The organism is Mycobacterium sp. Root135 (genome assembly GCF_001426545.1).
In the GTDB taxonomy this organism is placed as follows: domain Bacteria; phylum Actinomycetota; class Actinomycetes; order Mycobacteriales; family Mycobacteriaceae; genus Mycobacterium.
This window is the reverse complement of the sequence record NZ_LMEZ01000007.1, coordinates 160,361-186,392: the sequence shown is the minus strand read 5'-3', so window position 1 is coordinate 186,392 and position 26,032 is coordinate 160,361. Positions and strand designations below refer to the sequence as shown.

Here is a 26,032-nt window from a genome sequence, read left to right as displayed (position 1 = left end):
CCGCGGGCGGACTTCGTTCGGGTTCCCTTGCTGCGCTCCCGTTTTTTGCCGGCACGCCTCAGCGCGTGCGCCGTCGAAGAGGAAGCGAGTTGCCAAGTATGTCAATACAATCCATGGACACCAACCAGTCAACGATGGTGGGCGCCGAGGAGGAGCCGCACGACGGCCCCCACGCCGAGGTCGTCGTCAAGGGCCGCAACGTCGAAATTCCCGATCACTTCCGCACCTATGTCTCCGAGAAGTTGGCGCGCCTCGAGCGCTTTGACCGCACCATTTACCTGTTCGACGTCGAACTCGACCACGAACGCAATCGCCGGCAGCGCAAGAACTGCCAACACGTCGAGATCACGGCCAGGGGCCGAGGACCCGTTGCGCGCGGCGAAGGCTGCGCCGACAGTTTCTACGCGGCGCTGGAATCGGCGGTAAGCAAACTCGAGAACCGCCTCCGGCGCAGCAAGGACCGCCGCAAGATCCACTACGGGGACAAGACGCCCGTCTCGCTCGCCGAGGCCACCGCGATCAACCATCTCGTCGAGCCGCTGTCGGCGCCCGTCGAAGACGAAGGCCCGGCTCCCGAGGAACACGAACCCGGTCGGATCGTGCGAACCAAGGAGCACACCGCCACACCCATGACCGTCGACGACGCGCTCTATGAAATGGAGCTCGTCGGCCACGACTTCTTCCTGTTCCACTGCAAGGAAACCGACAAGCCGACCGTCGTCTACCGGCGTCACGCCTACGACTACGGACTCATCCGGCTGTCCTAGCCGGTGGTCACCAGCGGCCGGCGCGACCGCCCCGTGCGGCGCGTTCGGCCGGCTGGCCCGGCCAGTCACCTACGATGGACCTCGTTTGAAGCGATCGAGGCCAATCGAGGCCGCGTCCAGGCTTAGGGGAAATTAGCGTGCTGTCGAAGTTGCTCCGTCTTGGTGAAGGCCGCATGGTCAAGCGCCTCAAGAGGGTCGCTGATTATGTCAACTCCCTGTCCGGCGAGGTGGAGAAGCTCACCGACGACGAGCTACGCGGTAAGACCGACGAGTTCAAGAAGCGCGTCTCCAGTGGTGAGACGCTCGACGACATCATGCCGGAGGCGTTCGCCGTCGCCCGGGAGGCCGCATGGCGGGTGCTCAATCAGCGCCCGTTCGACGTCCAGATCATGGGTGGCGCCGCGTTGCACTTCGGCAACGTCTCCGAGATGAAGACCGGTGAGGGCAAGACCCTGACCTGTGTGCTGCCGGCATATCTGAACGCGCTCTCCGGTGACGGCGTGCACGTCGTCACCGTCAACGACTACCTGGCCAAGCGCGACAGCGAGTGGATGGGTCGCGTGCACCGCTTCCTCGGCCTCGACGTCGGCGTGATCCTCGGCCAGATGACGCCCGACGAGCGGCGCGTGGCGTACGCAGCCGACATCACCTACGGCACCAACAACGAATTCGGCTTCGACTACCTGCGCGACAACATGGCGCACTCGGTCGAGGACATGGTGCAGCGCGGCCACAACTTCGCCGTCGTCGACGAGGTCGACTCGATCCTGATCGACGAGGCCCGTACCCCGTTGATCATCTCCGGGCCCGCCGACGGCGCGTCGAACTGGTACGTCGAGTTCGCGCGGCTCGCCCCGCTGATGGAGAAGGACGTCCACTACGAGGTCGACATCCGCAAGCGCACCGTCGGCGTGCACGAGATCGGCGTCGAGTTCGTCGAGGACCAGCTCGGCATCGAAAACCTGTACGAGGCGGCCAACTCACCGCTGGTCAGCTATCTGAACAACTGCCTCAAGGCCAAGGAGCTGTTCCAGCGCGACAAGGACTACATCGTCCGCGACGGTGAGGTCATCATCGTCGACGAGTTCACCGGCCGCGTGCTGGTCGGCCGTCGCTACAACGAGGGCATGCACCAGGCGATCGAGGCCAAGGAGCACGTCGAGATCAAGGCCGAGAACCAGACGCTGGCCACGATCACGCTGCAGAACTACTTCCGCCTGTACGACAAGCTCTCCGGCATGACCGGCACCGCCCAAACCGAGGCCGCCGAGCTGCACGAGATCTACGGCCTCGGCGTGGTGCCGATCCCGACCAACCGAGACATGGTCCGCACCGACCAGTCCGACCTGATCTACAAGACCGAGGAAGCCAAGTACATCGCCGTCGTCGACGACGTCAGCGAGCGCTTCGAGAAGGGGCAGCCGGTCCTCATCGGCACCACCAGCGTCGAGCGCTCGGAGTACCTGTCCAAGCAGTTCACCAAGCGCCGGATTCCGCACAACGTGTTGAACGCGAAGTTCCACGAGCAGGAGGCGAACATCATCGCCGAGGCGGGACGGCGCAACGCCATCACCGTCGCCACCAACATGGCCGGCCGCGGTACCGACATCGTCCTCGGCGGCAACGTCGACTTCCTCGCAGACAAGCGGCTTCGCGACCGCGGGCTGGACCCCGTCGAGAACCCCGACGAGTACGAAGCCGCCTGGGACGACGTGCAGGCTCAGGTGAAGGCCGAAGTCGAGGCGGAGGCCAAGGAGGTCCGCGAAGTCGGCGGCCTCTACGTGTTGGGCACCGAGCGTCACGAATCGCGCCGCATCGACAACCAGCTGCGTGGACGTGCCGGCCGTCAGGGCGACCCCGGCGAGTCGCGCTTCTACCTGTCGCTCGGGGACGAGTTGATGCGGCGTTTCAACGGCGCGACGCTCGAGTCGCTGCTGACCCGCCTCAACCTTCCCGAGGACGTCCCGATCGAGGCCAAGATGGTCTCGAGGGCCATCAAGAGTGCGCAGACGCAGGTCGAGCAGCAGAACTTCGAGGTCCGCAAGAACGTCCTCAAGTACGACGAGGTGATGAACCAGCAGCGCAAGGTCATCTACGCCGAGCGTCGGCTCATCCTCGAGGGCGAGGAAGTGCAGCAGCAGGCCAAGCAGATGGTCGAGGACGTCGTCAACGCCTACGTGGACGGTGCGACGTCGGAGGGCTACTCGGAGGACTGGGACCTCGGTGCCCTGTGGGACGCGCTGAAGTTGCTCTACCCCGTGGGCATCGACCACCACGACCTGGTCGACTCTGACTCGGTCGGGGAGCCCGGCGAGCTGACCAGCGACGAGCTGCGCGAAGCGCTCATCGAGGATGCCCGACGGGCATACGCGGCGCGCGAGGCCGAGCTGGAGGCCATCGGCGGCGAGGGTGCCATGCGTCAGCTCGAGCGCAGCGTCCTGCTGACCACGATCGACCGCAAGTGGCGCGAGCACCTCTACGAGATGGACTACCTCAAGGAGGGCATCGGGCTGCGCGCCATGGCGCAGCGCGACCCGCTGGTGGAGTACCAGCGCGAGGGTTACGACATGTTCATGGGCATGCTCGACGGGCTCAAGGAAGAGTCGGTCGGTCTGCTGTTCAACGCCCAGGTCCAGGCAGCGCCCACCCCGGCGTCGCAGGTGGGTGCGACGGCAGCGCCGCCGAACCTGGCACAGTTCGCCGCCGATGCCGCCGCGAGGGCTGGCCAGGTGGACACCCTCACCGACTCCGACTCCGACGAGGTGGCTCCAGAGCCGGTCCGGCAGGCACCAGCCGCGTTGCGGGTCAAGGGAATCGACGACGAGAAGTCGCGGCCGATGACCTACACGGGTCCGGCCGAGGACGGTTCGGCCGAGGTGCAGCGCGAGGGCGGCGGCGGCAGGCACGCGGCGCCCACGGGTAGCTCACGGCGCGAGCGTCGGGAAGCGGCGCGCCGTCAGACGCGGGGCGGCCCGCCGAAGGCCCGCCGCGGGTAATCAATCAGCCGACTTGTAGGGCGACGACCATCCATCGTCCCTTGACGAGTTCGACGCGCCCGGCGATGGCGCGGACGCGACGCCCACGCGAGTAGGTGGCGAACACCTCCGCGGCTGCCGCCTCGCCGTCGAGCACGTGCACCGACCGCAGGCGTACCCGTCGAAGGACGGCCGCGCCGTCGCGTGAACCGGCTCTGGTGAACGCCGCCACCGCGTCGAACAGTTCCGGTGCGACGAGTGGCCGCAGCTGGGCGACGGGGCGGCGTCGATCCGAGACCTCCAGAACCCGGCGCAGGACGGTCTCGGCGAAGACGGCGGCAGCCTGCGGTGGGGGTGGTTCACCGTCGTGCGGAGTGGCGGCGGGCACCGCCCGCAGCGGTCTCGCACCGTGGCGGTGCATGGCGGCGGACGTAGGCGGCGGGCACGGTCCGATCGCAGACGTCGCGAGCGGCGGTGGCTCGTAGTCGACGACCGGTGAGGTGAACGAGGTACGACGAGTCGGTATGCGTGATGCGGTCACGGCAGGTCTCCAGCGGTCGACACGAATGGACGGCATCTGCTGGAGAGGCGCAGACGATTCATGATCCCACGGCCTGGGGACACCTCTACGCACCCGTAATGCGGTGCACGGGTTTCGCCGGTTACCGTGACGGGGATCGGGAGTGGGACGAGGGGAGTTGGCGGTCATGGTGACGAGGTTGTCGGCCGCTGACGCGTCGTTCTATCACCTCGAGAACACGTCCACCCCGATGTACGTGGGGTCGCTGTCGATACTGCGCAAGCCGCGCAACGGGCTGAGCTACGAGACCCTGTTGGAGACGGTCGAACAGCGGTTGCCGCAGATTCCGCGGTACCGGCAGAAGGTGCGCGAGGTGGTCTACGGGCTGGCGCGCCCGGTGTGGATCGACGACCGCGACTTCGACATCACCTATCACATTCGGCGCTCTGCCCTGCCGTCCCCGGGCAGCGACGCGCAACTGCACGACCTGGTGGCGCGCCTCGGCTCGCGCCCGCTCGACAAGTCCCGCCCGCTGTGGGAGATGTACCTGGTCGAGGGCCTGACCAAGAATCGCATCGCGATCTACACGAAGTCGCATCAGGCGTTGGTCAACGGCATGACGGCGTTGGAGATCGGCCATGTGATCGCCGACCGCACCCAGAAGGCCCCCGAGTTCGGTGAGGACATCTGGATTCCGGCGCGGGAGCCCAGCGACGCCTGGTTGGCCGTCGGCGCCGTCGGCGAGTTCGTCGCCCGGCCCGGCACCCAGCTGGCGGCGGTGCGTTCGGCGGTCGTGGAGACGGTCACCAGCAGCGGTCAACTGGCCGAGACGGGCAGAAGGTTCGCCGACGTCGCCCGGACGCTGGCGCGCGGCACGGCGCCGAGCAGTCCGCTGAACACGACGGTGTCCCGCAATCGTCGCTTCACGGTGGCGGGGCATCAGCTCGACGATTACCGGAAGCTGCGGGCGCGCTACGACTGCGACGTCAACGACGTCATCCTCGCGGTGATCGCCGGGGCGTTGCGCAACTGGCTGTTGTCGCGCGGGGAGCCCGTCACCACGACGTCGACGATTCGGGCGATGGTGCCCATGTCGGTGTACCCGGAAGCGGAGCTCGACGTGTCGGGGCCGGGCCAGGCGATCAGTGAGGTCTCGCCCTTCCTCGTCGACCTGCCAACCGGTGAGGGCAACGCCGTGGTGAGGCTGTCGCAGATCGCCCACGCCACCGAATCGCACTCGACGGCGGCCAGCCTCGTCGACGCCAGGACCATCGTCACGCTGTCCGGGTTTGCGCCACCGACGTTGCACGCCATGGGAACTCGGGTCGCGACCAGTTTCTCGGCACGGCAGTTCAACCTGCTGATCACCAACGTTCCCGGCGCGCAGAAGCAGATGTACGTCGCCGGCACCAAGTTGTTGGAGACCTACTCGGTTCCGCCGCTTCTGAACAAGCAGGTGCTCGCGATCGGCGTGACGTCCTACAACGGCATGCTCTACTTCGGCGTCAACGCCGACCGTGACGCGATGAGCGACGTCGACATGCTGCCAACCCTGCTGCGGGAGTCACTCGACGAGCTGCTCGAAGCCGCGCAGTAGCTGCCGTCGCACTACGATTTGGCGATGGGCAAGGCTGCGAAGAAGTCGAAGAAGTCGAAGAAGTCGAAGAAGCCGAAGATTGTCAACGCCGTCTACGAGGCCGAACTGTTCCGCCTCCAAACCGAATTCGTGAAGCTGCAGGAGTGGACCCGCCACACCGGGGCCCGCGTCGCGGTCGTGTTCGAGGGTCGGGACGCGGCGGGCAAGGGCGGCACCATCAAACGCATCACCGAGTATCTGAGCCCCCGGGTCGCGAGGATTGCCGCCCTGCCGGCGCCCAACGACACCGAACGCGGCCAGTGGTATTACCAACGCTACGTTGCCGAGCTGCCCGCCAAGGGCGAGATCGTGCTGTTCGACCGCTCCTGGTACAACCGTGCCGGCGTCGAGAAGGTCATGGGTTTCTGTACGCCCGAACAACATTCACTGTTCCTGCGTCAGACGCCGATCTTCGAGCAGATGCTGCTCGACGACGGCATCCTCCTTCGCAAGTACTGGTTCTCCGTATCCGACGACGAGCAGCTTCGACGGTTCAGATCGCGGATGGATGATCCGGTCAGGCAGTGGAAGCTGAGTCCGATGGACCTGGAGTCGGTGTACCGCTGGGAGGATTACTCGCGGGCGAAGGACGAGATGATGGCGCACACCGACACCGCTGCGAGCCCCTGGTACGTGGTGGAGTCCGACGTGAAGAAGCACGCCCGGCTGAACATGATGAGCCATCTGCTCTCGACCGTCGACTACCACGAGGTGGACCTTCCACGGGTGACGCTGCCGGAGCGAGCCATCGTCAGCAAGACCTACGAGCGTCCGCCGCGTTCGTCGTCGACGTACGTGCCCGACCATGTCGCGACGTTGATCGGGGACAGGGAGTAGACCGCTGATATAGATCGAGTTAGTCCTTCTCAAACGCCTCCGGAGGTGTCAGGAGGGATCTGTAAATGATTCCTTTTCGGGGTCCGTGTGGTGACGCACGTGGACCTCCTGACACACCCCGGAGGTGTTGTTGTGTCTGTGCATGTAGCTCCAGTCACGTCGTCCACGATTGTCGTTGCCGTCGATGTCGGCAAGACCTCGGCAGTGTTTTCGGTGACTGACGCGTCTCGTCATCGGCTGGTGGCTCCTTCGGAGTTCGCGATGACTGGGTCGGGCCTGGCCGCGGCGGCGGCTCGCGTGTTGGCTGCTGCGCCTGCTTCGGTGCAGGTCAAGGTTGGCGTGGAGGCCGCCGGTCACTACCACCGTCCGGTGCTCGATCATCGCTGGCCCGATGGGTGGGAAGTGTTGGAACTCAACCCCGCTCAGGTCGCCGAGCAGCGTCGCGTGCAGGGTCGACGCCGGATCAAGACCGATGCGATCGACGTGGAGGCGATCACCGAGCTGGTGCTGGCCGGGTACGGACGCCCGGTCACCGATCGCGATGCCGTGATCGGTGAGGTGAGCGCTTGGGCGGTGCATCGGGGTCGGCGGGTCGCCACGCGTACCGCGACGAAGAATCAGCTGCTCGGGCAGCTGGACCGGGCGTTCCCGGGTCTTACCCTTGCCTTGCCCGACGTGCTGGGTACCAAGATCGGCCGGCTGATCGCCGCCGAGTTCGCCGACCCGGCGCGGCTGGCCAGGCTCGGGGTCACCCGGTTGATCCGGTTCGCCGCGGTCCGCGATCTGCAACTGCGCCGCCCGGTCGCCGAGCGTGTGGTCGCCGCGGCCCGCGACGCGCTACCGACCCGCGACGCGGTGATCGCGCGCCGGATACTGGCTGCGGACCTGGTGTTGCTGGCCGATCTCGACGATCAGATCCACGCCGCGGAAACCGCACTGGAATCGTTGCTGCCGCGCAGCCCATACGCGACATTGACCTCGGTGCCAGGCTGGGGCACGGTTCGAGTATCCAACTATGCTGCCGCCCTTGGTGATCCGAAACGCTGGCCGGGACCACGCCAAATCTACCGCGCGTCGGGACTGTCGCCGATGCAATACGAATCCGCTCACAAACGCCGCGACGGCGGCATCAGTCGCGAAGGCAGCGTGGCGCTGCGCCGCGCCTTGATCGACCTCGGGGTCGGATTGTGGCTCACCGAGTCGGCGTCCAAGAGCTATGCCCATGGCCTCAAGGACCGCGGCAAACACGGGGGTGTCGTGGCCTGCGCATTGGCCCACCGCGCCAACCGGATCGCCTACGCACTCGTGCGCGACCACGCCAGCTACGAGCCCACGCGCTGGGCCTGAACCCTCGACACCAACCGCGAAAGGACTGATCAGACCCCCTTCACAACTTCCGTCGGTAGTGCCACGCTAGACGGACGGGACGAAGGGCCGGATCAGATGCCGTGACCGCTATGGCGGACCCCTCATCGGGTTACGCCGTGACTAGCTTGGCACCCGGCCCTTCGCCTCCATAGGCAGCCCGAACGACGCCAGATAACCCACCCGAGGTTGCATACATCAGCGTGGGCGCCAGGCACCCGTCAACTCCAAGCAACACCACCGGACGCACTAAATCACGCCCCACCCCGGGCGGCGGCCCACTACGGCCTCCACACCCCTTGACTCGACCTACAGCCAGCTAGTCTGCCCTGGTGCGTGTCTACATTCCTGCGACCCTGGCCATGCTTCAGCGCCTCGTCGCCGATCAGTCCATGCATGCCTTGAGCGGGACGGCGTTCGCCGTCACTCCGACGCTGCGGGAGTCCTACGCGGAAGGCGACGACGACGAACTTGCCGAAGTCGCGCTGCGCGAGGCCGCGCTGGCGTCGTTGCGACTGCTGGCCGCCGAGGGGAGTGATACCGGCGGGCTTCCGCTGCGGCGGGCGGTGCTGGTGGCCGACGTCGAGGGCGCGACGATCCGCCCGGATCTCGACGACGCCGTCGTGAGGTTGGCGGGGCCGATCGGCGTCGGCGACGTCGTCGCCGCGTACCTCGACAACGCGGGAGCGGAGCCGTCCGTCAGGGCTGCGATCGAGGTGGTCGACCTGGCAGATTTCGGGGACGAGGATGCCGAACTGACCGTCGGTGACGCGCAGGACCACGACTTGGCCTGGTACGCCACCCAGGAGTTGCCGTTTCTGCTCGAGCTGCTCTGAGGTCTGGCTGGCACGCCCTAAGTTACGGTACCGTAGGTTGCTGGCCGCGAGCTGGCTCGCGGACATTCAGGCGAAGGTGAGCAGGAGCCGTCATGGCCAAGAACGAGATCAAGATTGCGGCCAACGTGGCCGACACCATTCGCCCAATTCCCAAGGGCGGCACCAAGCATCCTGGTTTACAGGCACTGCGTTCGGTCGTCGGGCGCATCACCACGCCGTTGCTGCCGGATGACTATCTGAAGCTGGCCAACCCGCTGTGGTCGGCGCGTGAACTCCGCGGCCGCGTGGTCGAGGTGCGCCGCGAGACGGTCGACTCCGCGACACTGGTGATCAAGCCGGGCTGGGGTTTTCACTTCGGCTACGAGCCCGGTCAGTACGTCGGCATCGGCGTGCTGATGGACGGTCGCTGGCGCTGGCGGTCGTATTCGCTGACCTCGACTCCCGTCACCCGGGACCGCACCATCACGATCACCGTCAAGGCGATGCCCGAGGGCTTCCTGTCCAGTCACCTGGTGGGAGGCGTGAGCCCGGGAACCATCGTGCGGCTGGCGGCACCGCAGGGCAACTTCGTCCTGCCGGATCCCGCGCCCCCGTCGGTGTTGTTCTTGACGGCCGGATCGGGCATCACGCCGGTGATGTCGATGCTGCGGACGCTCGCGCGCCGCGACGGCATCGGCGCCCCGGGTCACGTCGTCCACGTGCACTCCGCGCCGACCGAATCCGACGTGATGTTCGCCGACGAACTGGCCCGGCTGCACGACGCGCACGACGGGTACCGGTTGACGGTGCGTTCGACGCGTACGGAGGGCCGGCTCGACCTGGCCAAGCTGGCCGAGGTCGTACCCGACTGGCGCGAGCGTCAGGCGTGGGCGTGTGGCCCTGGGGCCATGCTCGACGACGCGCACCGCGTCTGGTCGGCGGAGGGGATCGGCGACCGGCTGCACCTGGAGCGGTTTGCCGCCACGCGGGCGCCCGTGCACGGCACTGGCGGAACCGTCACGTTCGAGCGCAGCGGCAAGACCGTCGAGGTCGACGCCGCCACGTCGCTGATGGATGCGGGCGAGGACGCGGGGATTCGGATGCCGTTCGGATGCCGGATGGGTATCTGTCAGTCCTGTGTCGTCGGGCTCGTCGAGGGGCACGTCCGGGATCTGCGAACCGGCGTCGAGCACGAGCCGGGCAGCCGGGTGCAGACGTGCGTTTCCGCAGCGTCTGGCGATTGCGTGCTGGATGTCTGAGCTTTACCGGCTAGTAACCTACGGGATCGTAGGTTACGCTAGCGTAGGCAGTTGACAGGAGGCTGAACGATGGCAATTACCGACGTACCCGCATTCACGCATCTGACTGAAGCGGACATCGAAAATCTGGGCAACGAGCTGGACGCGATCCGGCAGGACATCGAAGACTCCCGCGGTGAGCGCGACTCCCGCTACATCCGCCGCACCATTGCCGCACAGCGCGCACTCGAGGTCGCAGGCCGGCTGATGCTGGCCGCGGGCTCCAAGCGCTCGGCGTGGTGGGCAGGCACCGTGACACTCGGCGTGGCCAAGATCGTCGAGAACATGGAAATCGGCCACAACGTCATGCACGGCCAGTGGGACTGGATGAACGACCCCGAGATTCACTCCTCGACGTGGGAGTGGGACATGAGCGGCGCGTCCAAACACTGGCGGTTCACCCACAACTTCATGCATCACAAGTACACCAACATCCTCGGGATGGACGACGACGTCGGCTACGGCGTCATCCGCGTGACCCGGGACGCCAAGTGGACGCCGTTCAACCTGTACGGCAACTTGCTGTTCAACACGCTCCTGGCGATCGGATTCGAGTGGGGCGTCGGACTTCAGCACCTCGAGCTCGGAAAGATCTCCAAGGGCCGCGACGACCGTGAAGCCACGATGGAGCGCATCCGCGAGTTCGGCGTCAAGGCCGGTCATCAGGTGCTAAAGGACTACGTCGCCTACCCCGCGCTGACGGCGATGTCGCCAGGTGCCACGTACAAGTCGACGCTGACGGCCAACGCGGTCGCCAACGTCATCCGCAACGTCTGGGCCAACGCCGTGATCTTCTGCGGTCACTTCCCCGACGGTGCGGAGAAGTTCACCAAGACCGACATGGTTGGCGAGAGCAGGGGCCAGTGGTACCTGCGACAGATGTTGGGAAGCGCCAACTTCGAAGCCGGACCCACGCTGCGGTTCATGAGCGGCAACCTGTGCCACCAAATCGAGCACCACCTCTATCCGGACCTGCCAAGCAACCGGTTGCACGAGATCAGCGTGCGCGTGAAGCAGATCTGCGAGAAGTACGACTTGCCTTACACGACGGGCAATTTCGCGGTGCAGTACGGAAAGACGTGGCGCACCATCGCCAAGTTGTCATTGCCGGACAAGTTCCTGCGCGACACTGCTGACGACGCCCCGGAGACACGCAGCGAGCGCATGTTCGCCGAACTCGAGCCCAGCGAGCGTGGTGGACTCAAGTCGGCCATCGCCGCGGTGCGGGCCCGACGGCGCGCCAAGCAGGCTGCCTAGCGCCTTACGAAAAGACGGCGGGGAGATCGCGATTCGCGATCTCCCCGCCGTCTTCGCGTGGGGAGGTCAGTCCGGGATGTAGTCGAACGTGTCCGGGTTCGGGCCGGTGCGGCCTTCCTCGCCCTTGTCGAGTGCGGTCAACGCGTCGACGTCGTGATCGCTCAGCTCGAAGTCGAACAGCGCAAAGTTCTCTTCGATCCGCTTGGGCGTCACCGACTTCGGGAAGACGATGTCACCGCGCTGGATGTGCCAACGCAGCACCACCTGGGCGGGGGACTTGCCCGACGCCTCGGCGATCTGCGTGACGACCGGGTCGTCGAGCACCTTTCCCTGGGCGATGGGGGACCACGCCTCCACGGCGATGCCGTGCTCGATGCAGTACTGACGCACCTCGTCGTTGACGAAGTACGGATGTACCTCGATCTGGTTCACCGAGGGCACGGTGTCGGTCTCGTTGGCCAGCCGCTCGAGATGCGCGACCTGGAAGTTCGACACGCCGATGGCGCGGGCCCGCCCGTCACGCCGGAACTCCTCCAGCGTCTGCCACGTCGAGATGAAGTCGTTGTTGTAGCGCGTCGGCAGCGGCCAGTGGATGAGGAAGAGGTCCACGTAGTCGAAGCCGAGCTTGCTCAGCGTCTCGTCGAACGCCTTGCGCGCGTCATCGGGTTCGTGGAAACCGTTGTTGAGCTTGCTGGTGACGAACACGTCTGCGCGGTCCAGCCCGGAATCGCGCACGCCTTGGCCGACACCGGCCTCGTTCTGATACATCTCGGCGGTGTCGATGTGTCGGTAGCCAATGTCCAGTGCCGTCTTGACCGCATCTGCGGTCTTGTCGGGATCGATTTGGTAGACGCCGAATCCGAGCTGCGGAATGTGCGCACCGGTGCTGAGTTCGATCGTTGGTACGTTCGTCATGAATGAGCCTCCTTTGGCAATTTGCCCTCCTGTGCGTGCCCGTTTAGGCCGGAACACAAACCGTGGTCAGACGCGGTCTCGTCGATACACGAACGCTGGCGGGGACGCGGTTCAGCGTCGCACCCGTTCACGGGCACGGATATCGCGCGTCGGGTGATCTTTAGTGCGGCGGTGCGAATCTCGGTGAGTCGGGATCTCACCGCGTGATGACGTCGAACGTGTCGGGGTTGGAGCCGACGCGGCCGGCGGCGCCCCGGTCCAGGCCGTCGATCGCCGCCACGTCGTCGGCACCGAGTGCGAAGTCGAACACCGCGAAGTTCTCGGCGATGCGTCGGGGTGACACCGACTTCGGAAACACCACGTCGCCGCGTTGGAGATGCCAGCGCAGCACCACCTGAGCCGGCGACCTGCCCGCCGCCGCAGCCACCCGCTGGATGACCGGGTCGTCGAGCAGCGTGCCGCGGCCCAGCGGCGACCAGGCCTGGAACGCAATGCCGTCTTGCTTGCAGTAGTCCCGGACCGAGGCGTTGGTGAAGTAGGGGTGTGCCTCCACCTGGTTGACGGCGGGCACGGTGTCGGTCTCAGCCGCGAGCCGCTCGAGGTGCGGGACGTGGAAGTTGGACACCCCGATGCTGCGTGCGCGACCGTCGGCTGCGAACTCTTCGAGGGTGCGCCAGGTCGAGACGAAGTCCCCGCCGTAGCGGGTGGGGAGCGGCCAGTGGATCAAGTACAGGTCGACGTAGTCCGACCCGATCGCGGTGAGCGTGTCGTCGAATGCCATACGCGCAGCGTCTGGTTCGTGGAATCCGTTGTCGAGCTTGCTGGTGACGTAGACGTCGGCTCGGTCGACGCCCGCTTCGCGAATGCCGCGGCCCACGCCCGCCTCGTTGTGGTACATCGCCGCCGTGTCGAGGTGGCGGTAGCCGATCTCGAGCGCGGTCCTGACCGCCGCCGCGGTCTCGTCGGGGGCGACCTTGTAGACGCCGAATCCGAGCTGGGGTATGCGTGCGCCGTCGTTGAGCGTGATCTCGGGTACCGGTGTCATGTCCGTCTCAGGCTATCGAGCGGAGCGCTTGCGCGCGACGAGGAAGGCCTGCGCAGTGGTCTGGACGCCGTCGTCGTCCGGTTCGCGCACGGTGGTCGAGTAGACGGGCAGCCCGGCTGCCTCCAGCGTGGCGGCGACGGCTGCGGGTTCGCGCCGGATGAACTCCAGGTCGAGTGGCGTGCCGAACGCCTCGGTCAATCGCCGAGGCCGGTCGCCGACCTGGAAGGCCAGCAGTGCGACACCGCCGCCGACGAGCACGCGGTGGAATTCGGAGAACGCCTGCGGCAGATGCGAATCCGGGACGTGGATGGTGGAGTACCACGCACAGACTCCGCCGATGCTCGTGTCGGGGAGCTCGAGCGAGGTCATCGACCCGACCTCGAATCCGAGTTCGGGAGCTCGCGTGCGCGCTTCGGCGATCATGTTGGGGGACAGGTCGATTCCAGTGGGTTCGACGCCTAGGCTGGCCAGGATCCTGGTGGTGACGCCGGTGCCGCAGCCGACGTCGGCGACCGAGGTGTTTCCGGTGGCGTGTACCAGCTCGGCGAATGCCGCCAGCATGGCCTTCTCGATCGGCTTGTCGTCGAGGTAGTTCTCGAACAACGCGGCGAACCCCGTTGCGGCGGCGTCATACCCGTCGCGCGTGCGGTCGAGGAAGTCCATCCCTAGTCGGCGGCCATCGCGGTCAGCAGTCGGCGGGTGGCGGCGACGCGGTCGGCAGTGTGGCCCGTCAGCTCGTCGAGTGCGCAGTCGGGATCCGACGGCGGCCCGAGGTGCCCGCAGCCGCGGGGGCACTTCTCGATGGCTTCGGCGAGGTCGGAGAATGCCAGCATGACGTCGGCGGGCGCGATGTGGGCAAGCCCGAAGGACCGGATTCCCGGAGTGTCGACCACCCACCCCGAGTCGTGCAGCGGCAGGGCCACCGACTGAGTCGACGTGTGCCTGCCCTTGCCGACGCCGGATACCACCCCGACCGCGCGGCCGGCCTCGGGCACCAGTCGGTTGACCATCGTGGACTTGCCGACGCCGGAATGGCCCACCAGCACCGTCAACTTGCCGACCAACAGATCGTCGACGACGGCGAGGTCGTCGCTGCGACCGGCGGTGACGACGGTGAGATCCAGCCCGGCGAACTGCGCCGCGAACGGTTCCGGGGGCGCCAGGTCGGTCTTGGTGAGGCACAGGATGGGCTCGAGTCCGCCGACGTAGGCGGCGATCAGGGACCGCTCGACGAAGCCGGTGCGCGGCGGCGGGTCGGCCAGCGCGACCACCATCAGCAGTTGGTCGGCGTTGGCGACGAGGACGCGTTCGGTCGGATCGGTGTCGTCGGCGGTGCGCCGCAACACCGTTCGTCGCTCGCCGCGTCGGACGATCCTGGCAAGGGTGTCGGGCTGGCCGGACAGGTCGCCGACGACGTCGACCTCGTCGCCGACCACGATCGGGGTGCGGCCGAGTTCCCTGGCCCGCATGGCGGTGACGACGCGTTGTGGGTCGCCACCGAGCGCGCAGCCCCACCGTCCACGGTCTACGGTGACGACCATCGCCGCTTGGGCGTCCAAGTGCTCTGGGCGGGTCTTGGTACGCGGCCGGGAACTCCGGCCGGGGCGTATCCGGACGTCGGATTCGTCGTAGTCGTTCTCGTTCAAGAGATGTCTGTGTCTCTCAAGGGGTTTCGGGTGCCTGCCCGGCCAACATGTCGGCCCACATCCCCGGGAAGTCGGGCAGCGTCTTGGCGGTGGTGCCGATGTCCTCGACCTCGACTCCCGGTGTCCGCAGTCCGATGATGGCGCCCGCGGTCGCCATCCGGTGGTCGGCGTAGGAGTGCCACACCCCGCCGTGCAGTTGGGTGGCGGTGATCGTCAGTCCGTCGGCGGTCTCCTCGCAGCGTCCACCGAGGCCGTTGATCTCGGCCGTCAGCGCCGCCAGCCGGTCGGTCTCGTGGCCACGCAGATGGGCGATGCCGCTGAGGTGCGACACCGAACCCGACTCGGCCAACGCTGCCAGCGCCGCGAACGACGGTGCCAGCTCACCGACCTCGTGCAGGTTGACGTCGAAACCCGGGTAGCCGTCGATGGAACCCTTGACGTCGAGGTGTGAATCACCCTGGTGCACAATCGCACCCGCCTTGGTGAGCAAGTCGAGGATGTTCGTCGAGGGTTGCACGCTGACCTGCGGCCACCCGGTGATGCGCACGGTGCCCGCGGTCACGATCGCGGCCGCCAGGAACGGGACCGCGTTCGACAGGTCGGGTTCGACGTCCCAGTGCCGGGCGGCGACGGGGCCTGGTTGGATCAGCCAGCGGTTGGGTGTCGCATCGTCGACCGAGACGCCTGCCTCGCGCAGCATCGTGACCGTCATTGCCACATGTGGCGCGGACGGCACGGACTCGCCGGTGTGCACGACGGTCAGTCCGTCCCGAAACGTGGCCCCCGACAGCAGCAGTCCCGACACGAACTGCGACGACGAGGAGGCGTCGATGTGCACGGTGCCCCCGGCCACGGCACCCTCGCCGCGGACCTGGAACGGCATCGCGTCACCGTCGACGCGCACGCCGAGACCGCGCAAGCCGTCGAGCAAGGGAGCGATCGGACGCGACCGGGCCTGCTCGTCGCCGTCGAACGTCACGACTTCGCTGCCGAGTGCCGCGAGCGGCGGGACGAACCGCAGGACGGTCCCCGCGAGGCCGCAGTCGATCCTGGCGTCCGCCGCGGGCGAGATCGCCCCGCCGATCGTCAGGTCGGTTCCGGCGCCGTCGAGCGAGAGCCCCAGCGTCCGCAGCGCACCGATCATCAGGTCGGTGTCGCGGCTGCGCAGCGCGCCGCTGACGGTCGACGTGCCCTGCGCGCTTGCCAGCGCGGCGAGGATCAGCGCGCGGTTGGTCTGGGACTTGGAGCCCGGCACCTCGACGGTCGCGTGGATGGGCGTCGTGGTCGACGGCGCCTGCCACCCACCTCCGTACTCAGTCATGCCGTCCATCCTGCCTTGTCGCCTCCTTCTGCCACCATGGGATACATGTGTGGGCGATTCGCGGTGACGACCGATCCGGCGCTGCTGGCCGAGAAGATCAAGGCGATCGACGAGACCATTGCGGCGACGGAGGCCAAGGAGCCGCCGCAGCCCAACTTCAACGTTGCGCCGACGACGACGATCAGTTCGGTGGTCAAGCGGCACGCCGAACCCGACGACGAGTCGACCCGGCGGGTGCGCTCGATGCGGTGGGGACTGGTGCCGCCCTGGGTGAAGGCCAAGGGCGACGGCACTCCCGAGACCAAGGGGCCGCTGCTCATCAACGCCCGCGCCGAGACGGTCACCACCTCGGCGGCGTTCCGCGCCTCCGCCAAGACCAAGCGGTGCCTGGTACCGATGGACGGCTGGTACGAGTGGCGTCCGGGCGCTGAGGGAGCCGGCGGCAAGAAGGGCGTCAAGACGCCGTTCTTCATGCACGGCGCGGACGGCGAGCCGTTGTTCATGGGCGGCCTGTGGTCGACGTGGCGGCCGGTGAAGGACGCCCCGCCGCTGCTGACGTGCACCATCATCACCACCGAGTCGGCAGGCCAGCTGGCCGAGATTCACGACCGCATGCCGCTGAGCATCAGCGAGCGCGACTGGGACCGATGGCTGGATCCCGACGCGCCGATGGACGAAGGCCTGCTGAGAGGTCACGGCGACCTGGACCGCATCGCGGTCCGCGAGGTGTCCCGGCTGGTCAACAGCGTCCGCAACAACGGACCCGAGCTGATCGAACCCGCTGAGCCGCAGGCCGAGCAGGGGACGCTGCTCTAGCGGCGACTGGCGGTGATGATCGCGTACGGCGCGTCGAAGCGGACGCCGCCGTCGTCGCCGACGTGCGGGGTGAGCGCGTCGGTGAACGCGGCCAGGAGGCGGTCGTGCTGGTCGCCGTCGAGTCGAGCGAAGAGGTCGACGTGCATCGGTGACTCGTGCACCAGAAAGTTGCACGCGGCGTCCAGGGTGTCGAACGCCCAGGTGAGCGCCCCGTCGTCGATCTCGACGTCGGTGAAGTTGGCAGCGAGCCGTTCGGTCGCGATCGCGGGATCGCCCCACTGGTCGGGGGTGAACCCCCTGTCGGGCGGCGCGCCGAGGACCGCGACGATCGGATCGAAGAACGGGTTGGCGGCGCTGCGAACCCACGCCGAAATAGCCAGCGTCCCACCGGGTTTCAGTAGCCGACTGATCTCCTCGACCTGCCGCCCCGGCTCGACGAAGATGACGCCCATGTTGGACACCGCGGTGTCGAACGCGGCGTCGGGCAGGGTCGTCTCCGACGCGTCGGCGGCCACCCAGGTGATGTCATGCCCAGCGCTGAGTGCCTTGCTCTCGGCGATGGCGATCAGCTCAGGGGTCAGGTCGACACCGGTGACCACCGCGCCGCGCCCGGCCGCCGCCAACGCGGCGCTGCCGGTGCCGCAGGCCAGGTCCACCAGCGCGGCGCCGTCAAGCGGTCGGCGGCGCTCCGCGGCCGCCACTGTTTCGCCGGCGACGACGGCGATGCGTTCGGCCACCGACTCGTAGCGGCCTCCGGCCCACATCAGGCGCCGTACCCGGGCGGGTTGGGCGTCTCGACCCACAGGTCGACGCCGAGTTCGGGGCCGGGGACGCAGTCGTACACCGACAGATCCGTGACGCCCGAGTCGACCAGGACGTCCTCGCACAGCACGCTGTTTCCGGTGTACTCGCGGGCCGGCTTGTTGAAGACCACGTAGGCGGCGTCGGCGTAGACGTCGGGCTTGCGGGCGCGGCTCATCGCCTCGGCGCCGCCGAGGAGGTTCTGGACGGCGGCTGTGGCCACCAGCGTCCGCGGCCACAGCGTGTTGGAGGCGATGCCGTCGGCGCGCATCTCCTCGGCGATGCCGAGCGCGCACAACGTCATGCCGTACTTGGCCATCATGTAGGCCGTCGGCTTGAGCCACTTGGACTCCAGCAGGATCGGCGGCGACAGCGTGAGGATGTGGGGGTTGTCCCGGCCCACCATGTGCGGAATGCAGGCCTGCGACACGGCGTAGGTGCCCCTGACGTTGATCCCGTTCATGAGGTCGAACCGCTTGAGCGGTACCTCGGTGATCGAGCCCAGGTTGATCGCCGACGCGTTGTTCACGCAGATGTCGATGCCGCCGAACTGCGAAACCGCTTGCGCGACGGCTGATTCCACGGACTCGCCGTCACGGACGTCGCCAAGGATCGGCAGTGCGTGACCGCCTGCCTCCTCGATCTCCTTGGCGGCGGTGTAGATCGTGCCCTCGAGCTTGGGATGGGGTTCTGCGGTCTTGGCGACCAGGGCGACGTTGGCGCCGTCGGCGGCGACGCGCTTGGCGATCGCCAGCCCGATGCCTCGGCTCGCGCCGGAGATGAACATGGTCTTTCCCGCTAGCGACATGCCTTCACCCTAGACAGCCAGGATGTCGGCGGTCAGCGCCCCGGTGAGACCCACGAGATCCGCCGGTGCCAGTGCCACCTGCAATCCGCGCTTGCCTGCGCTGCACAGCACGCGGTCCCAGGCGTACACCGAGTCGTCGACGACGGTCGGCAGCGCCTTGCGTTGGCCCAAGGGGGAGATGCCCCCGATCACGTAACCGGTGGACCGCTCGGCGGCCGCGCGGTCGGCCATGTCGGCGCGCGGTGCGCCGAGGGCGGCGGCGGCGGCCTTGAGCGACAGCTTGTACGGAACGGGGAGCACGGCGACGGCGAGGCCCGACGGCAGCGCGATCACCAATGTCTTGAACACCTGCTCGGCGGACACCTCGACCCCGGCGGCGGCCAGCGCGGCGACGGCCTCGTCGCCGAAGGCGTCGTTCTGGGGATCGTGGTGGTAACTCAGGACGTCGTGCGGGACGTTTGCCGCAACGAGCGCCGCTATCGCGGGGGTTGCTGCGCGGGCCACGGCATCACGATAGTGCGGTTTCTTAGGGAACATTCGCGGCCACTTTCGCTGTTGATGTGCAGCGATGGGCGCTGTGAAGGCGACTCCGTCGGTACGAGCCACTAGGATCGGAAGTTAGGAGACACCTCGGTGCCAACGCTTTGCCTGGAACGGCCGGTCTACGAGCCGGTTCTGTTCGGTGGTGCCGCGAGAGAAGGGACGGTGTCCACCCAGATGACCGATCTCGACGGAGCAGCGCCAGTCGCGGCCGAAGAGCCTGTAATCGAGACCGACGCCGAACTCACGGCGCGTTTCGAGCGGGACGCCATTCCACTGCTGGATCAGCTGTACGGCGGCGCGTTGCGCATGACTCGCAATCCAGCGGACGCCGAGGATCTCCTTCAGGAGACCATGGTGAAGGCGTACGCCGGCTTTCGTTCGTTCCGCGCCGGAACGAACCTGAAGGCGTGGCTGTACCGGATCCTGACCAACACCTACATCAACAGCTACCGCAAGAAGCAGCGGCAGCCCGCGGAGTACCCGACGGACGAGATCACCGACTGGCAGCTGGCGGCCAACGCGCAGCACACGTCGACTGGTTTGAGGTCCGCTGAGGTCGAGGCGATGGAGGCGTTGCCGGACACCGAGATCAAGGCGGCGCTGCAGGCGCTGCCCGAGGAGTTTCGGATGGCCGTGTACTACGCCGACGTGGAGGGTTTTCCGTACAAGGAGATCGCCCAGATCATGGGCACGCCCATCGGCACGGTGATGTCTCGACTGCATCGTGGCCGTAAACAGCTCCGCGAGCTATTGGCGGACGTCGCGAGGGATCGCGGCTTCATCAGAGGACAGATCGACGAGCCCGAGGAGGTTTCTTCGTGAACGACGACCTTTCACGCCCCGAAGAGCACACGTTCCGTCCACCGGTGGGTCCCGTAGACCCCAAGCACCCGGAATGCGCGTCGGTGATCGCCGAGGTGTGGACTCTGCTCGACGGCGAGTGCACGACGGAAACGCGTGACAAGCTGCGCCATCATCTCGAGGAATGCCCGACCTGCCTGCGGCAATACGGCATCGAAGAACGCGTGAAGCGCCTCATCGCCACCAAGTGCAGTGGCGATAAGGCGCCGGATTCACTGCGGGCGCGGCTGCGAGTGGAGATCAGCCGCACCACCATCATTCGTGGTTAGGTAACTGCCTTCGAACCGCAGTTGGGGCGCTTGCCGTGGTTGGCCTTGGTGTGCTTACGGTCACGCTTCTTACGGCCACGCTTGGCCATGGCATCCTCCAATGAGTCAATTGCTTGCCCGTTAGTGTCTCACGCTCGCGCCACTGCATTCCAATCCCGTGCGTGTGGTTCGATAGACACCGCAGGGGCGGCTCTAGAGACGAGTGGGTGAAGATGGCCGAGGACGTTCGCGCTGAGATCGTGGCCAGTGTGCTCGAGGTCGTGGTCAGCGAAGGCGACGACATCAACGAGGGCGACATCGTCGTCCTCCTGGAATCCATGAAGATGGAGATTCCGGTACTTGCCGAGGCGGCCGGAAAGGTGACCAACGTCAACGTCAAGGTCGGCGACGTCATCCAGGCCGGCGACCTCATCGCCGTCATCAGCTAGGTTCCCGACACCGAGAGGCAACACCCGTGTCGACCCTCGGTGACCTGCTCGCCGAGCACACCATGTTGCCCGGCAACGCCGTCGACCACTTGCACGCACTGGTCGGCGAGTGGCAACTGCTGGCGGATCTGTCGTTCGCCGACTACCTCATGTGGGTGCACCACGACGACGGCTCGCTGGTGTGCGTCGCGCAGGTTCGGCCGAACACGGCGCCAACCGCGCTGCTGGCCGACGCCGTCGGTACGGTCAACACCGCGGCCGACATGCCGGTGGTGGTCACCGCGTTCGCCTCAGGCCTGATCGGCCGGGAAAGCGATGCGGGACAGGCGGATTCGACGGAAGGCCGGTGGCTCGACGTCGAGGCCGTCCCCGTGCGGCACGGCGACCGGGTGGTCGCGGTGCTCACGCACCAGACCGCTTTGGCCGACCGGCGCAAGGCCAGCCCGCTGGAGCGTGCCTATCTGGACTGCGCAGCCGACATCCTGCACATGCTCTCGGAGGGCACCTTCCCCAACATCGGCGACCTCGCGATGTCCCGGTCGAGTCCTCGGGTCGGGGACGGCTTCATTCGACTCGACGAAGTGGGCCAGGTCAGCTTCGCCAGTCCGAACGCGATCTCGGCGTACCACCGCATGGGGCTCAAGGCAGAGCTCGAGGGGCACAACCTCGTCACTGTCACCCGCCCGCTGATCTCCGACCCGTTCGAGGCCCAGGAATTGGCCAACCACGTCCGTGACTCGCTCTCCGGTGGGTCCAGCATGCGCATGGAGGTAGACGCCGGGGGAGCTGCGGTGTTGCTCCGGACGATCCCGATGGTGGTGGACGGCAAGGCGGCCGGGGCGGCCGTGCTGATCCGCGACGTGACGGAGGTCAAACGGCGCGATCGCGCGTTGCTGTCCAAGGACGCGACGATTCGTGAGATTCACCACCGGGTGAAGAACAACCTTCAGACCGTCGCCGCGCTGCTGCGCCTGCAGGCCAGGCGGACCAACAACGCCGAGGGACGAGACGCGCTCATCGAATCGGTGCGGCGGGTCTCGTCCATCGCCCTGGTGCACGACGCCCTGTCGATGTCGGTCGACGAGGAAGTCAACCTCGACGAGGTCGTGGACCGCATCGTGCCGATCATGAACGACGTGGCGTCGGTGGGCAGACCCGTCAGGATCAACCGTGTCGGCGATCTGGGCGTCCTCGACGCCGATCGGGCCACTGCCCTGGTCATGGTCATCACGGAGCTCGTCCAGAACGCGATCGAGCATGCCTACGACTCGACCTCGGAGAACGGCAGCGTGACGATCCGGGCGGAGCGCTCCGCCCGGTGGCTCGACGTCGTGGTCCACGACGACGGCCGTGGGCTGCCCGACGGGTTCAGCTTGGAGAAGTCGGACAGTCTGGGCCTGCAGATCGTGCGGACGCTGGTGGCCGCCGAATTGGACGGTTCACTGGGTATGCACGCCGTGCCGACCGGCGGAACCGACGTCGTCCTGCGGGTGCCCGTGGGCCGCCGCGGTCGGCTGGCGCAGTAACACCGTCGTCACATTCCGGAAATAGTCCTGGAAATACCGCGCCTGGCCAAAAATTTACGGCCCCGGCGAAAGCCGGGGCCGTAAACAAAAGGAATCGAGTGGGCTAGACGCCCGTGCGAGCCTTGGTCCGTGCATTGCGACGCTTGAGCGCGCGACGCTCGTCCTCGCTCATGCCGCCCCAGACGCCGGCGTCCTGTCCGGACTCCAAAGCCCAGCTCAGGCACTCCGTGGTGACCGGGCACCGGTTGCAGACGATCTTTGCATCAGCAATCTGGGCGAGTGCCGGGCCGCTGTTTCCCACCGGGAAGAACAGTTCCGGATCCTCGTCACGACAGACTGCTTTATGCCGCCAATCCATTTCTATTACTCCTATTCCGGTGCGCAGCAAGGCGCACGAGCTTTTCTTCGGCTGTTAACGCGTGCACACCAAATGTTTCTGCACTGTTGCAAACGATGCTTCCACAGGCTGGACAGATGTCAATAGAGGCGCGTTCACACGTGGGCAATCTCACTGGCATCGTTAGAGGGGGCCGGGTTGCCGGACCCCCCTGACGTTTGTACTACACTCGCATCACTTGCGCCCTAATTCGTGGCACTTCACAGCGGTTTGCCAGGTCAGGGCTTTTTGGCCGGCGGCGCAACCACTCCGAGCGCATCCCGAACCGACGTGAACGTCATCCTTTCGCGCTGGCCGACGTAATCTCCGTCAATCTGACAGCCAACGGGCGTGTCGGCCGTCACGCGGACCCATGGCACGTCGTCGTCGCGCACCAAATGCTTGGCGTCGAGGCGTGGATTCTTCGCCAACATCTGGCGCACCAGCCCGAGATTCGCCCACACGTTCATGCTGGTCGTCGCGAAGACGCCGAGGCCCGTCTCGAAGCTGGTGTCGGGGTTGGTCCACACCGGCCGGGTGTTGGCGTAAGTCCACGGGCTCGAGTTCGACACGAAGGCGAAGTGCACCCCGGTCACGGGGGCGCGGCCGGCGATCTCCAACGTCATCGACGGTTCGCGCCGGGCGCTGGCCAGCAGTTCGCGGGTGGCCACCTTGATATACCGCGACGCGGTGACCTTGCGGCCCTTCTCCCGCTGCGCCTCCACGGCGGCCACGACGTCGCCGTCGACCCCCATGCCCGCGGTGAAGACGCCCCACCTGTCGCCGCAGTCCATCAGCCCGATTCGGCGCCACTTGACGCCGCGACGGTAGGCGCCGAGGAGGTCGACGAGTTGATTGGTCGCCTCGACGGGATCGGGGCTGATGCCAAGGGCGCGGGCGAACACGTTGGCCGATCCGCCGGGCACCACCGAGATCGCGGGACCCTTCTTGGGTGGGGTCTGACCGCAGTCGCCGAGGATCCCGTTGACCACCTCGTTGACCGTGCCGTCGCCGCCGTGGACGATCACCACGTCGGTTCCGTCTCGCGCAGCGTCCCTTGCGATTTCGATCGCATGGCCGCGGTGGTTGGTGTGGGCGACGGTCAGCTTGACGCGGCTCTCGAGCGCATGCGCCAGAAGATCACGCCCCGCCGGAGTGGTCGACGTGGCGTTGGGGTTGACTATCAGGACGGCACGCACGGGGCTCAACCCTATCGGCATGCCGCACCGTCGCGCGCTCTACGCTCGTCGATGTGATCGTGCCTTCGCCATCAACCATTCGTCAGGCGGCCGCCCTCGTGGCGTTGGAGGGCCTCGCTCTGGTGGTCGTGGCGGTGGTGTTCGTCGTCCGTGCCCTCGAAGGTGCCCACGAGGTGTCGATCAGCGGCTACGGCACTGCGCTGTGGTACGTGGTGATGGGCGCGGCGGTGCTCACCGCGGCGTGGGCGCTGTGGACGGGGCGGCGGTGGGGTCGCGGGATTGCGGTCTTCGCGCAGCTCCTGCTGCTGCCGGTGGCGTGGTACATCGCGGTGGGCTCGCAGCAGTGGTCCTACGGCATTCCCGTTGCAGTCGTCGCCGTGGCCGGATTGGCGCTGCTGTTCAGCCCGTCGGCTGTGCAGTGGCTGGCTCAGTCCGACGACGACTGAGGAGTCGAACCGTCGGGTCCCGCGGCGAGCGCCGTCAACTCGTCACCGGTCACCCGGTAGGTGATCCACTCGGTCTGTGGCTTGCCGCCCACGGAGTCGTAGAGGGCGATGGCATTGGAGTTCCAGTCGAGCACGGCCCAGGTCAGCCGGGAATAACCCTTGTCGACGCATTCGCGGGCCAACGTCGACAGCAGGGCGCGGGCCAAGCCGTGCCGGCGGAAGCCGGGCCTGACGAAGAGGTCCTCCAGGTAGACGCCGGCGACGCCGTCCCAGGTGGAGAAGTTGTAGAACCACAGCGCCATGGCAGCCGGCGCGCCGTCGACCTCGGCCACGTACGCCTGGACCGTGGCCGGATCGCCGAACAGCGCCTCGTGCAACTGACTTTCGGTGACGGTGCATTCTTCCAATGCGTGCTCGAAATCGGCCAGTTCGCGCACCATGGCGACCAGTTCGACCTCGTCACCGGGTCGGGCCCGACGGATGGTCACGCTCATGTGCTCACTCCCAACGCGGTCAGAATGGTGCGGAACTTCGTATTGGTCTCGGCGACTTCGTCATCCGGATCCGATTCGGCGACGATGCCACCGCCGGATCGGGCCACGGCGACGCGGCGGTCGGCCGACAGCTCGGCGCAGCGGATGGACACCACCCAGGTGCCGTCACCCCGTTCGTCGCACCATCCGACGGCGCCCGCGTAGAAGCCACGATCACCTTCGAGTTCGGCGATCAGGTCGACGGCCTCGGCGGTGGGCACTCCGCCGACGGCCGCGGTGGGGTGTAGCGCGACCGCGAGATCCAGTGCGGTAGTTGACGAATCACGCAACCGGGCGGTGATCGGAGTGTTCAGGTGCCAGACGGCCGAGGTGCTGCTGAGCTCGGGGGTGAGGGCGACGTCGAGGTCGGCGCACAGCGGCTGCAATGCCGTGCGGATCTGGTCGACGACCAGTCGGTGTTCGTGCAGGTTCTTCGCGGAGTCTGCCAGTGCGGCTCCGTTGGCTTGATCCGTCTCGGGGTCGGCCGAGCGTGGCGCCGACCCTGCGAAGGGCCTGCAGGTCACCACGTCGCCGCGGCGGGCCACCAGCAATTCGGGGCTGGCGCCGACGAGAGCGGTACCGGCGTAACCTTCGCCCGCCGTGGTCAGGTCGACGAAGTACGTTGTCGCCGAGGCGTCTTCGGCGAGTCGTCGGATGATCGCGCGGGCGTCGAGCGGGGCATCGGCGACGAGGTGCAGCGCCCGGGCGAGCACCACCTTGTGGAGCGGAGAGTCGGGGTCCCGCAACTGCTCGAGTGCCGTGGCGATGCGGGCGCGGTGTTCCTCGGGGGCGGGCACTGTCTCGGTGATGCGGACCGCGGGCATCGTCGGGGTGGTCCATTCGGGCAACGCGTCGGTGCGGCGAAGCTGGGTCGGGCTCGTCAGCGCCGTCGGCCGGTTGACGTCGAAGGGCAAGGCGCCCACGATCATTGCGCATTCGCCAGCGGCCAGGGCCGCGCGCGCGTCGTCGAGCTCTGGATACGACGCGGCCACGCCGTCGGCGACGAGGACGCCGTCGCGGCCGGCCATG

At 67.0% G+C, this 26,032-nt stretch carries 28 protein-coding genes; 14 read left to right on the top strand and 14 right to left on the bottom strand.

What is annotated here, in order from left to right; translation table 11 throughout:
• The first annotated feature begins 134 nt into the window (after positions 1 to 134).
• Both hpf and secA read left to right on the top strand, forming a co-directional pair.
• Positions 135 to 767, top strand: a complete 633-nt coding sequence (gene hpf, locus ASD37_RS21125; protein WP_370073082.1) for a ribosome hibernation-promoting factor, HPF/YfiA family — start codon at positions 135 to 137, stop codon at positions 765 to 767.
• A 137-nt stretch (positions 768 to 904) separates the two neighbouring features.
• A complete protein-coding gene (gene secA / locus ASD37_RS21120; protein ID WP_056556007.1) occupies positions 905 to 3,763 on the top strand; it encodes a preprotein translocase subunit SecA in 2,859 nt (952 codons plus the stop codon).
• Between the two features lie 4 nt (positions 3,764 to 3,767).
• On the opposite strand, the gene ASD37_RS21115 is transcribed toward secA, so the two are convergent.
• On the bottom strand, positions 3,768 to 4,283 hold the full coding sequence (locus tag ASD37_RS21115) for an Rv3235 family protein (protein ID WP_200959956.1): 516 nt from the start codon (positions 4,281 to 4,283) through the stop codon (positions 3,768 to 3,770).
• A gap of 166 nt (positions 4,284 to 4,449) precedes the next feature.
• Here ASD37_RS21115 and ASD37_RS21110 point away from each other — a divergent pair, with 166 nt between their 5' ends.
• From ASD37_RS21110 to ASD37_RS21085, 6 genes are all read left to right on the top strand, one after another.
• Positions 4,450 to 5,859 (top strand): wax ester/triacylglycerol synthase family O-acyltransferase, encoded by a 1,410-nt coding sequence (locus ASD37_RS21110; RefSeq protein WP_056556002.1) that lies wholly within the window; start codon positions 4,450 to 4,452, stop codon positions 5,857 to 5,859.
• A 24-nt stretch (positions 5,860 to 5,883) separates the two neighbouring features.
• Complete coding sequence (gene ppk2 / locus ASD37_RS21105; RefSeq protein WP_056555998.1) at positions 5,884 to 6,735, top strand: polyphosphate kinase 2; 852 nt, start codon at positions 5,884 to 5,886, stop codon at positions 6,733 to 6,735.
• A 132-nt stretch (positions 6,736 to 6,867) separates the two neighbouring features.
• A complete protein-coding gene (locus ASD37_RS21100) occupies positions 6,868 to 8,082 on the top strand; it encodes an IS110 family transposase (RefSeq protein WP_056555995.1) in 1,215 nt (404 codons plus the stop codon).
• 347 nt (positions 8,083 to 8,429) lie between these two features.
• Positions 8,430 to 8,936 carry a hypothetical protein gene (locus ASD37_RS21095; RefSeq protein ID WP_156721005.1) on the top strand — a complete coding sequence of 169 codons (507 nt, stop codon included), beginning with the start codon at positions 8,430 to 8,432 and terminating at the stop codon, positions 8,934 to 8,936.
• Positions 8,937 to 9,028: 92 nt separating this feature from the next.
• The gene (locus tag ASD37_RS21090; protein WP_056555989.1) at positions 9,029 to 10,174 is read left to right on the top strand and encodes a ferredoxin reductase; all 1,146 of its coding nucleotides are present in this window, start codon (positions 9,029 to 9,031) and stop codon (positions 10,172 to 10,174) included.
• A gap of 69 nt (positions 10,175 to 10,243) precedes the next feature.
• Positions 10,244 to 11,470 (top strand): fatty acid desaturase, encoded by a 1,227-nt coding sequence (locus ASD37_RS21085; protein WP_056555986.1) that lies wholly within the window; start codon positions 10,244 to 10,246, stop codon positions 11,468 to 11,470.
• A gap of 66 nt (positions 11,471 to 11,536) precedes the next feature.
• Here the strand turns inward: ASD37_RS21085 and ASD37_RS21080 are convergent, their stop codons facing one another.
• The 5 genes from ASD37_RS21080 to aroA all read right to left on the bottom strand — a co-directional run bounded on the left by ASD37_RS21080 (position 11,537) and on the right by aroA (position 16,397).
• Positions 11,537 to 12,385 carry an aldo/keto reductase gene (locus ASD37_RS21080; protein WP_056555983.1) on the bottom strand — a complete coding sequence of 283 codons (849 nt, stop codon included), beginning with the start codon at positions 12,383 to 12,385 and terminating at the stop codon, positions 11,537 to 11,539.
• A gap of 196 nt (positions 12,386 to 12,581) precedes the next feature.
• Positions 12,582 to 13,430: an aldo/keto reductase gene (locus ASD37_RS21075; protein WP_056555980.1), complete on the bottom strand. Its 849-nt coding sequence runs from the start codon at positions 13,428 to 13,430 to the stop codon at positions 12,582 to 12,584.
• A 12-nt stretch (positions 13,431 to 13,442) separates the two neighbouring features.
• A complete protein-coding gene (locus tag ASD37_RS21070) occupies positions 13,443 to 14,093 on the bottom strand; it encodes a class I SAM-dependent methyltransferase (protein ID WP_056555977.1) in 651 nt (216 codons plus the stop codon).
• 2 nt (positions 14,094 to 14,095) lie between these two features.
• Entirely contained in the window at positions 14,096 to 15,076 is a 981-nt protein-coding gene (gene rsgA, locus ASD37_RS21065; protein ID WP_056555974.1) for a ribosome small subunit-dependent GTPase A, read from the bottom strand.
• Between the two features lie 16 nt (positions 15,077 to 15,092).
• A complete protein-coding gene (gene aroA, locus ASD37_RS21060; protein WP_370073073.1) occupies positions 15,093 to 16,397 on the bottom strand; it encodes a 3-phosphoshikimate 1-carboxyvinyltransferase in 1,305 nt (434 codons plus the stop codon).
• A 45-nt stretch (positions 16,398 to 16,442) separates the two neighbouring features.
• Between aroA and ASD37_RS21055 the strand changes: the two genes are divergently transcribed.
• A complete protein-coding gene (locus tag ASD37_RS21055; RefSeq protein WP_200959955.1) occupies positions 16,443 to 17,213 on the top strand; it encodes an SOS response-associated peptidase in 771 nt (256 codons plus the stop codon).
• Here the strand turns inward: ASD37_RS21055 and ASD37_RS21050 are convergent.
• The 3 genes from ASD37_RS21050 to ASD37_RS21040 are packed head-to-tail and all read right to left on the bottom strand — an operon-like array spanning position 17,210 to position 19,326.
• A complete protein-coding gene (locus ASD37_RS21050; RefSeq protein ID WP_056557446.1) occupies positions 17,210 to 17,977 on the bottom strand; it encodes a class I SAM-dependent methyltransferase in 768 nt (255 codons plus the stop codon). The genes ASD37_RS21055 and ASD37_RS21050 overlap by 4 nt on opposite strands.
• Positions 17,977 to 18,822 (bottom strand): NAD(P)-dependent oxidoreductase, encoded by an 846-nt coding sequence (locus ASD37_RS21045; protein WP_056555965.1) that lies wholly within the window; start codon positions 18,820 to 18,822, stop codon positions 17,977 to 17,979. Before ASD37_RS21045 ends, ASD37_RS21050 begins: the two co-directional genes overlap by 1 nt.
• A gap of 9 nt (positions 18,823 to 18,831) precedes the next feature.
• Positions 18,832 to 19,326: a YbaK/EbsC family protein gene (locus ASD37_RS21040; RefSeq protein WP_156721004.1), complete on the bottom strand. Its 495-nt coding sequence runs from the start codon at positions 19,324 to 19,326 to the stop codon at positions 18,832 to 18,834.
• 213 nt (positions 19,327 to 19,539) lie between these two features.
• On the opposite strand from ASD37_RS21040, the gene ASD37_RS21035 reads away from it, so the two are divergent.
• Both ASD37_RS21035 and rsrA read left to right on the top strand, forming a co-directional pair.
• Entirely contained in the window at positions 19,540 to 20,187 is a 648-nt protein-coding gene (locus ASD37_RS21035; RefSeq protein ID WP_162253305.1) for a sigma-70 family RNA polymerase sigma factor, read from the top strand.
• Positions 20,188 to 20,231: 44 nt separating this feature from the next.
• Positions 20,232 to 20,495 carry a mycothiol system anti-sigma-R factor gene (rsrA, locus tag ASD37_RS21030; RefSeq protein ID WP_200959972.1) on the top strand — a complete coding sequence of 88 codons (264 nt, stop codon included), beginning with the start codon at positions 20,232 to 20,234 and terminating at the stop codon, positions 20,493 to 20,495.
• Here the strand turns inward: rsrA and ASD37_RS32750 are convergent.
• A complete protein-coding gene (locus ASD37_RS32750) occupies positions 20,492 to 20,584 on the bottom strand; it encodes a 50S ribosomal protein bL37 (RefSeq protein ID WP_142271271.1) in 93 nt (30 codons plus the stop codon). The two genes, rsrA and ASD37_RS32750, sit on opposite strands and share 4 nt — an antisense overlap.
• A 123-nt stretch (positions 20,585 to 20,707) precedes the next feature.
• On the opposite strand from ASD37_RS32750, the gene ASD37_RS21025 reads away from it, so the two are divergent.
• Entirely contained in the window at positions 20,708 to 20,923 is a 216-nt protein-coding gene (locus ASD37_RS21025; protein ID WP_056557444.1) for a biotin/lipoyl-binding carrier protein, read from the top strand.
• A gap of 26 nt (positions 20,924 to 20,949) precedes the next feature.
• Positions 20,950 to 22,449 carry a sensor histidine kinase gene (locus tag ASD37_RS21020; RefSeq protein WP_056555954.1) on the top strand — a complete coding sequence of 500 codons (1,500 nt, stop codon included), beginning with the start codon at positions 20,950 to 20,952 and terminating at the stop codon, positions 22,447 to 22,449.
• Positions 22,450 to 22,552: 103 nt separating this feature from the next.
• Here ASD37_RS21020 and whiB1 read toward each other — a convergent pair whose 3' ends face one another.
• A complete protein-coding gene (gene whiB1, locus ASD37_RS31110; RefSeq protein WP_079923542.1) occupies positions 22,553 to 22,807 on the bottom strand; it encodes a transcriptional regulator WhiB1 in 255 nt (84 codons plus the stop codon).
• A 257-nt stretch (positions 22,808 to 23,064) separates the two neighbouring features.
• A complete protein-coding gene (locus tag ASD37_RS21015; RefSeq protein ID WP_056557442.1) occupies positions 23,065 to 24,024 on the bottom strand; it encodes a diacylglycerol kinase family protein in 960 nt (319 codons plus the stop codon).
• A gap of 53 nt (positions 24,025 to 24,077) precedes the next feature.
• On the opposite strand from ASD37_RS21015, the gene ASD37_RS21010 reads away from it, so the two are divergent.
• The gene (locus ASD37_RS21010) at positions 24,078 to 24,470 is read left to right on the top strand and encodes a hypothetical protein (protein WP_056555951.1); all 393 of its coding nucleotides are present in this window, start codon (positions 24,078 to 24,080) and stop codon (positions 24,468 to 24,470) included.
• On the opposite strand, the gene ASD37_RS21005 is transcribed toward ASD37_RS21010, so the two are convergent.
• Both ASD37_RS21005 and ASD37_RS21000 read right to left on the bottom strand, forming a co-directional pair.
• Positions 24,452 to 24,964, bottom strand: coding sequence for a GNAT family N-acetyltransferase (locus ASD37_RS21005; protein WP_056555948.1), 513 nt, complete (start codon positions 24,962 to 24,964; stop codon positions 24,452 to 24,454). The genes ASD37_RS21010 and ASD37_RS21005 overlap by 19 nt on opposite strands.
• Positions 24,961 to 26,031 carry an isochorismate synthase MenF gene (locus tag ASD37_RS21000; RefSeq protein ID WP_056557440.1) on the bottom strand — a complete coding sequence of 357 codons (1,071 nt, stop codon included), beginning with the start codon at positions 26,029 to 26,031 and terminating at the stop codon, positions 24,961 to 24,963. Before ASD37_RS21000 ends, ASD37_RS21005 begins: the two co-directional genes overlap by 4 nt.
• Between the last annotated feature and the right edge of the window lies 1 nt (position 26,032).

Bases quoted from the DNA above. Each gene is read 5' to 3' on its own strand.
- ASD37_RS21070 (WP_056555977.1), bottom strand. From the start codon at position 14,093: ATGGACTTCCTCGACCGCACGCGCGACGGGTATGACGCCGCCGCAACG.
- ASD37_RS32750 (WP_142271271.1), bottom strand. From the start codon at position 20,584: ATGGCCAAGCGTGGCCGTAAGAAGCGTGACCGTAAGCACACCAAGGCC.
- ASD37_RS21000 (WP_056557440.1), bottom strand. From the start codon at position 26,031: ATGGCCGGCCGCGACGGCGTCCTCGTCGCCGACGGCGTGGCCGCGTCG.
- ASD37_RS21085 (WP_056555986.1), top strand. From the start codon at position 10,244: ATGGCAATTACCGACGTACCCGCATTCACGCATCTGACTGAAGCGGAC.
- ASD37_RS21080 (WP_056555983.1), bottom strand. From the start codon at position 12,385: ATGACGAACGTACCAACGATCGAACTCAGCACCGGTGCGCACATTCCG.
- ASD37_RS21025 (WP_056557444.1), top strand. From the start codon at position 20,708: ATGGCCGAGGACGTTCGCGCTGAGATCGTGGCCAGTGTGCTCGAGGTC.
- ASD37_RS21045 (WP_056555965.1), bottom strand. From the start codon at position 18,822: ATGTCGCTAGCGGGAAAGACCATGTTCATCTCCGGCGCGAGCCGAGGC.
- ASD37_RS21005 (WP_056555948.1), bottom strand. From the start codon at position 24,964: ATGAGCGTGACCATCCGTCGGGCCCGACCCGGTGACGAGGTCGAACTG.
- hpf (WP_370073082.1), top strand. From the start codon at position 135: ATGGTGGGCGCCGAGGAGGAGCCGCACGACGGCCCCCACGCCGAGGTC.
- ASD37_RS21055 (WP_200959955.1), top strand. From the start codon at position 16,443: ATGTGTGGGCGATTCGCGGTGACGACCGATCCGGCGCTGCTGGCCGAG.
- aroA (WP_370073073.1), bottom strand. From the start codon at position 16,397: ATGACTGAGTACGGAGGTGGGTGGCAGGCGCCGTCGACCACGACGCCC.
- whiB1 (WP_079923542.1), bottom strand. From the start codon at position 22,807: ATGGATTGGCGGCATAAAGCAGTCTGTCGTGACGAGGATCCGGAACTG.
- ppk2 (WP_056555998.1), top strand. From the start codon at position 5,884: ATGGGCAAGGCTGCGAAGAAGTCGAAGAAGTCGAAGAAGTCGAAGAAG.
- ASD37_RS21090 (WP_056555989.1), top strand. From the start codon at position 9,029: ATGGCCAAGAACGAGATCAAGATTGCGGCCAACGTGGCCGACACCATT.
- ASD37_RS21035 (WP_162253305.1), top strand. From the start codon at position 19,540: ATGACCGATCTCGACGGAGCAGCGCCAGTCGCGGCCGAAGAGCCTGTA.
- ASD37_RS21075 (WP_056555980.1), bottom strand. From the start codon at position 13,430: ATGACACCGGTACCCGAGATCACGCTCAACGACGGCGCACGCATACCC.
- ASD37_RS21050 (WP_056557446.1), bottom strand. From the start codon at position 17,977: ATGTGGGCCGGAGGCCGCTACGAGTCGGTGGCCGAACGCATCGCCGTC.
- ASD37_RS21110 (WP_056556002.1), top strand. From the start codon at position 4,450: ATGGTGACGAGGTTGTCGGCCGCTGACGCGTCGTTCTATCACCTCGAG.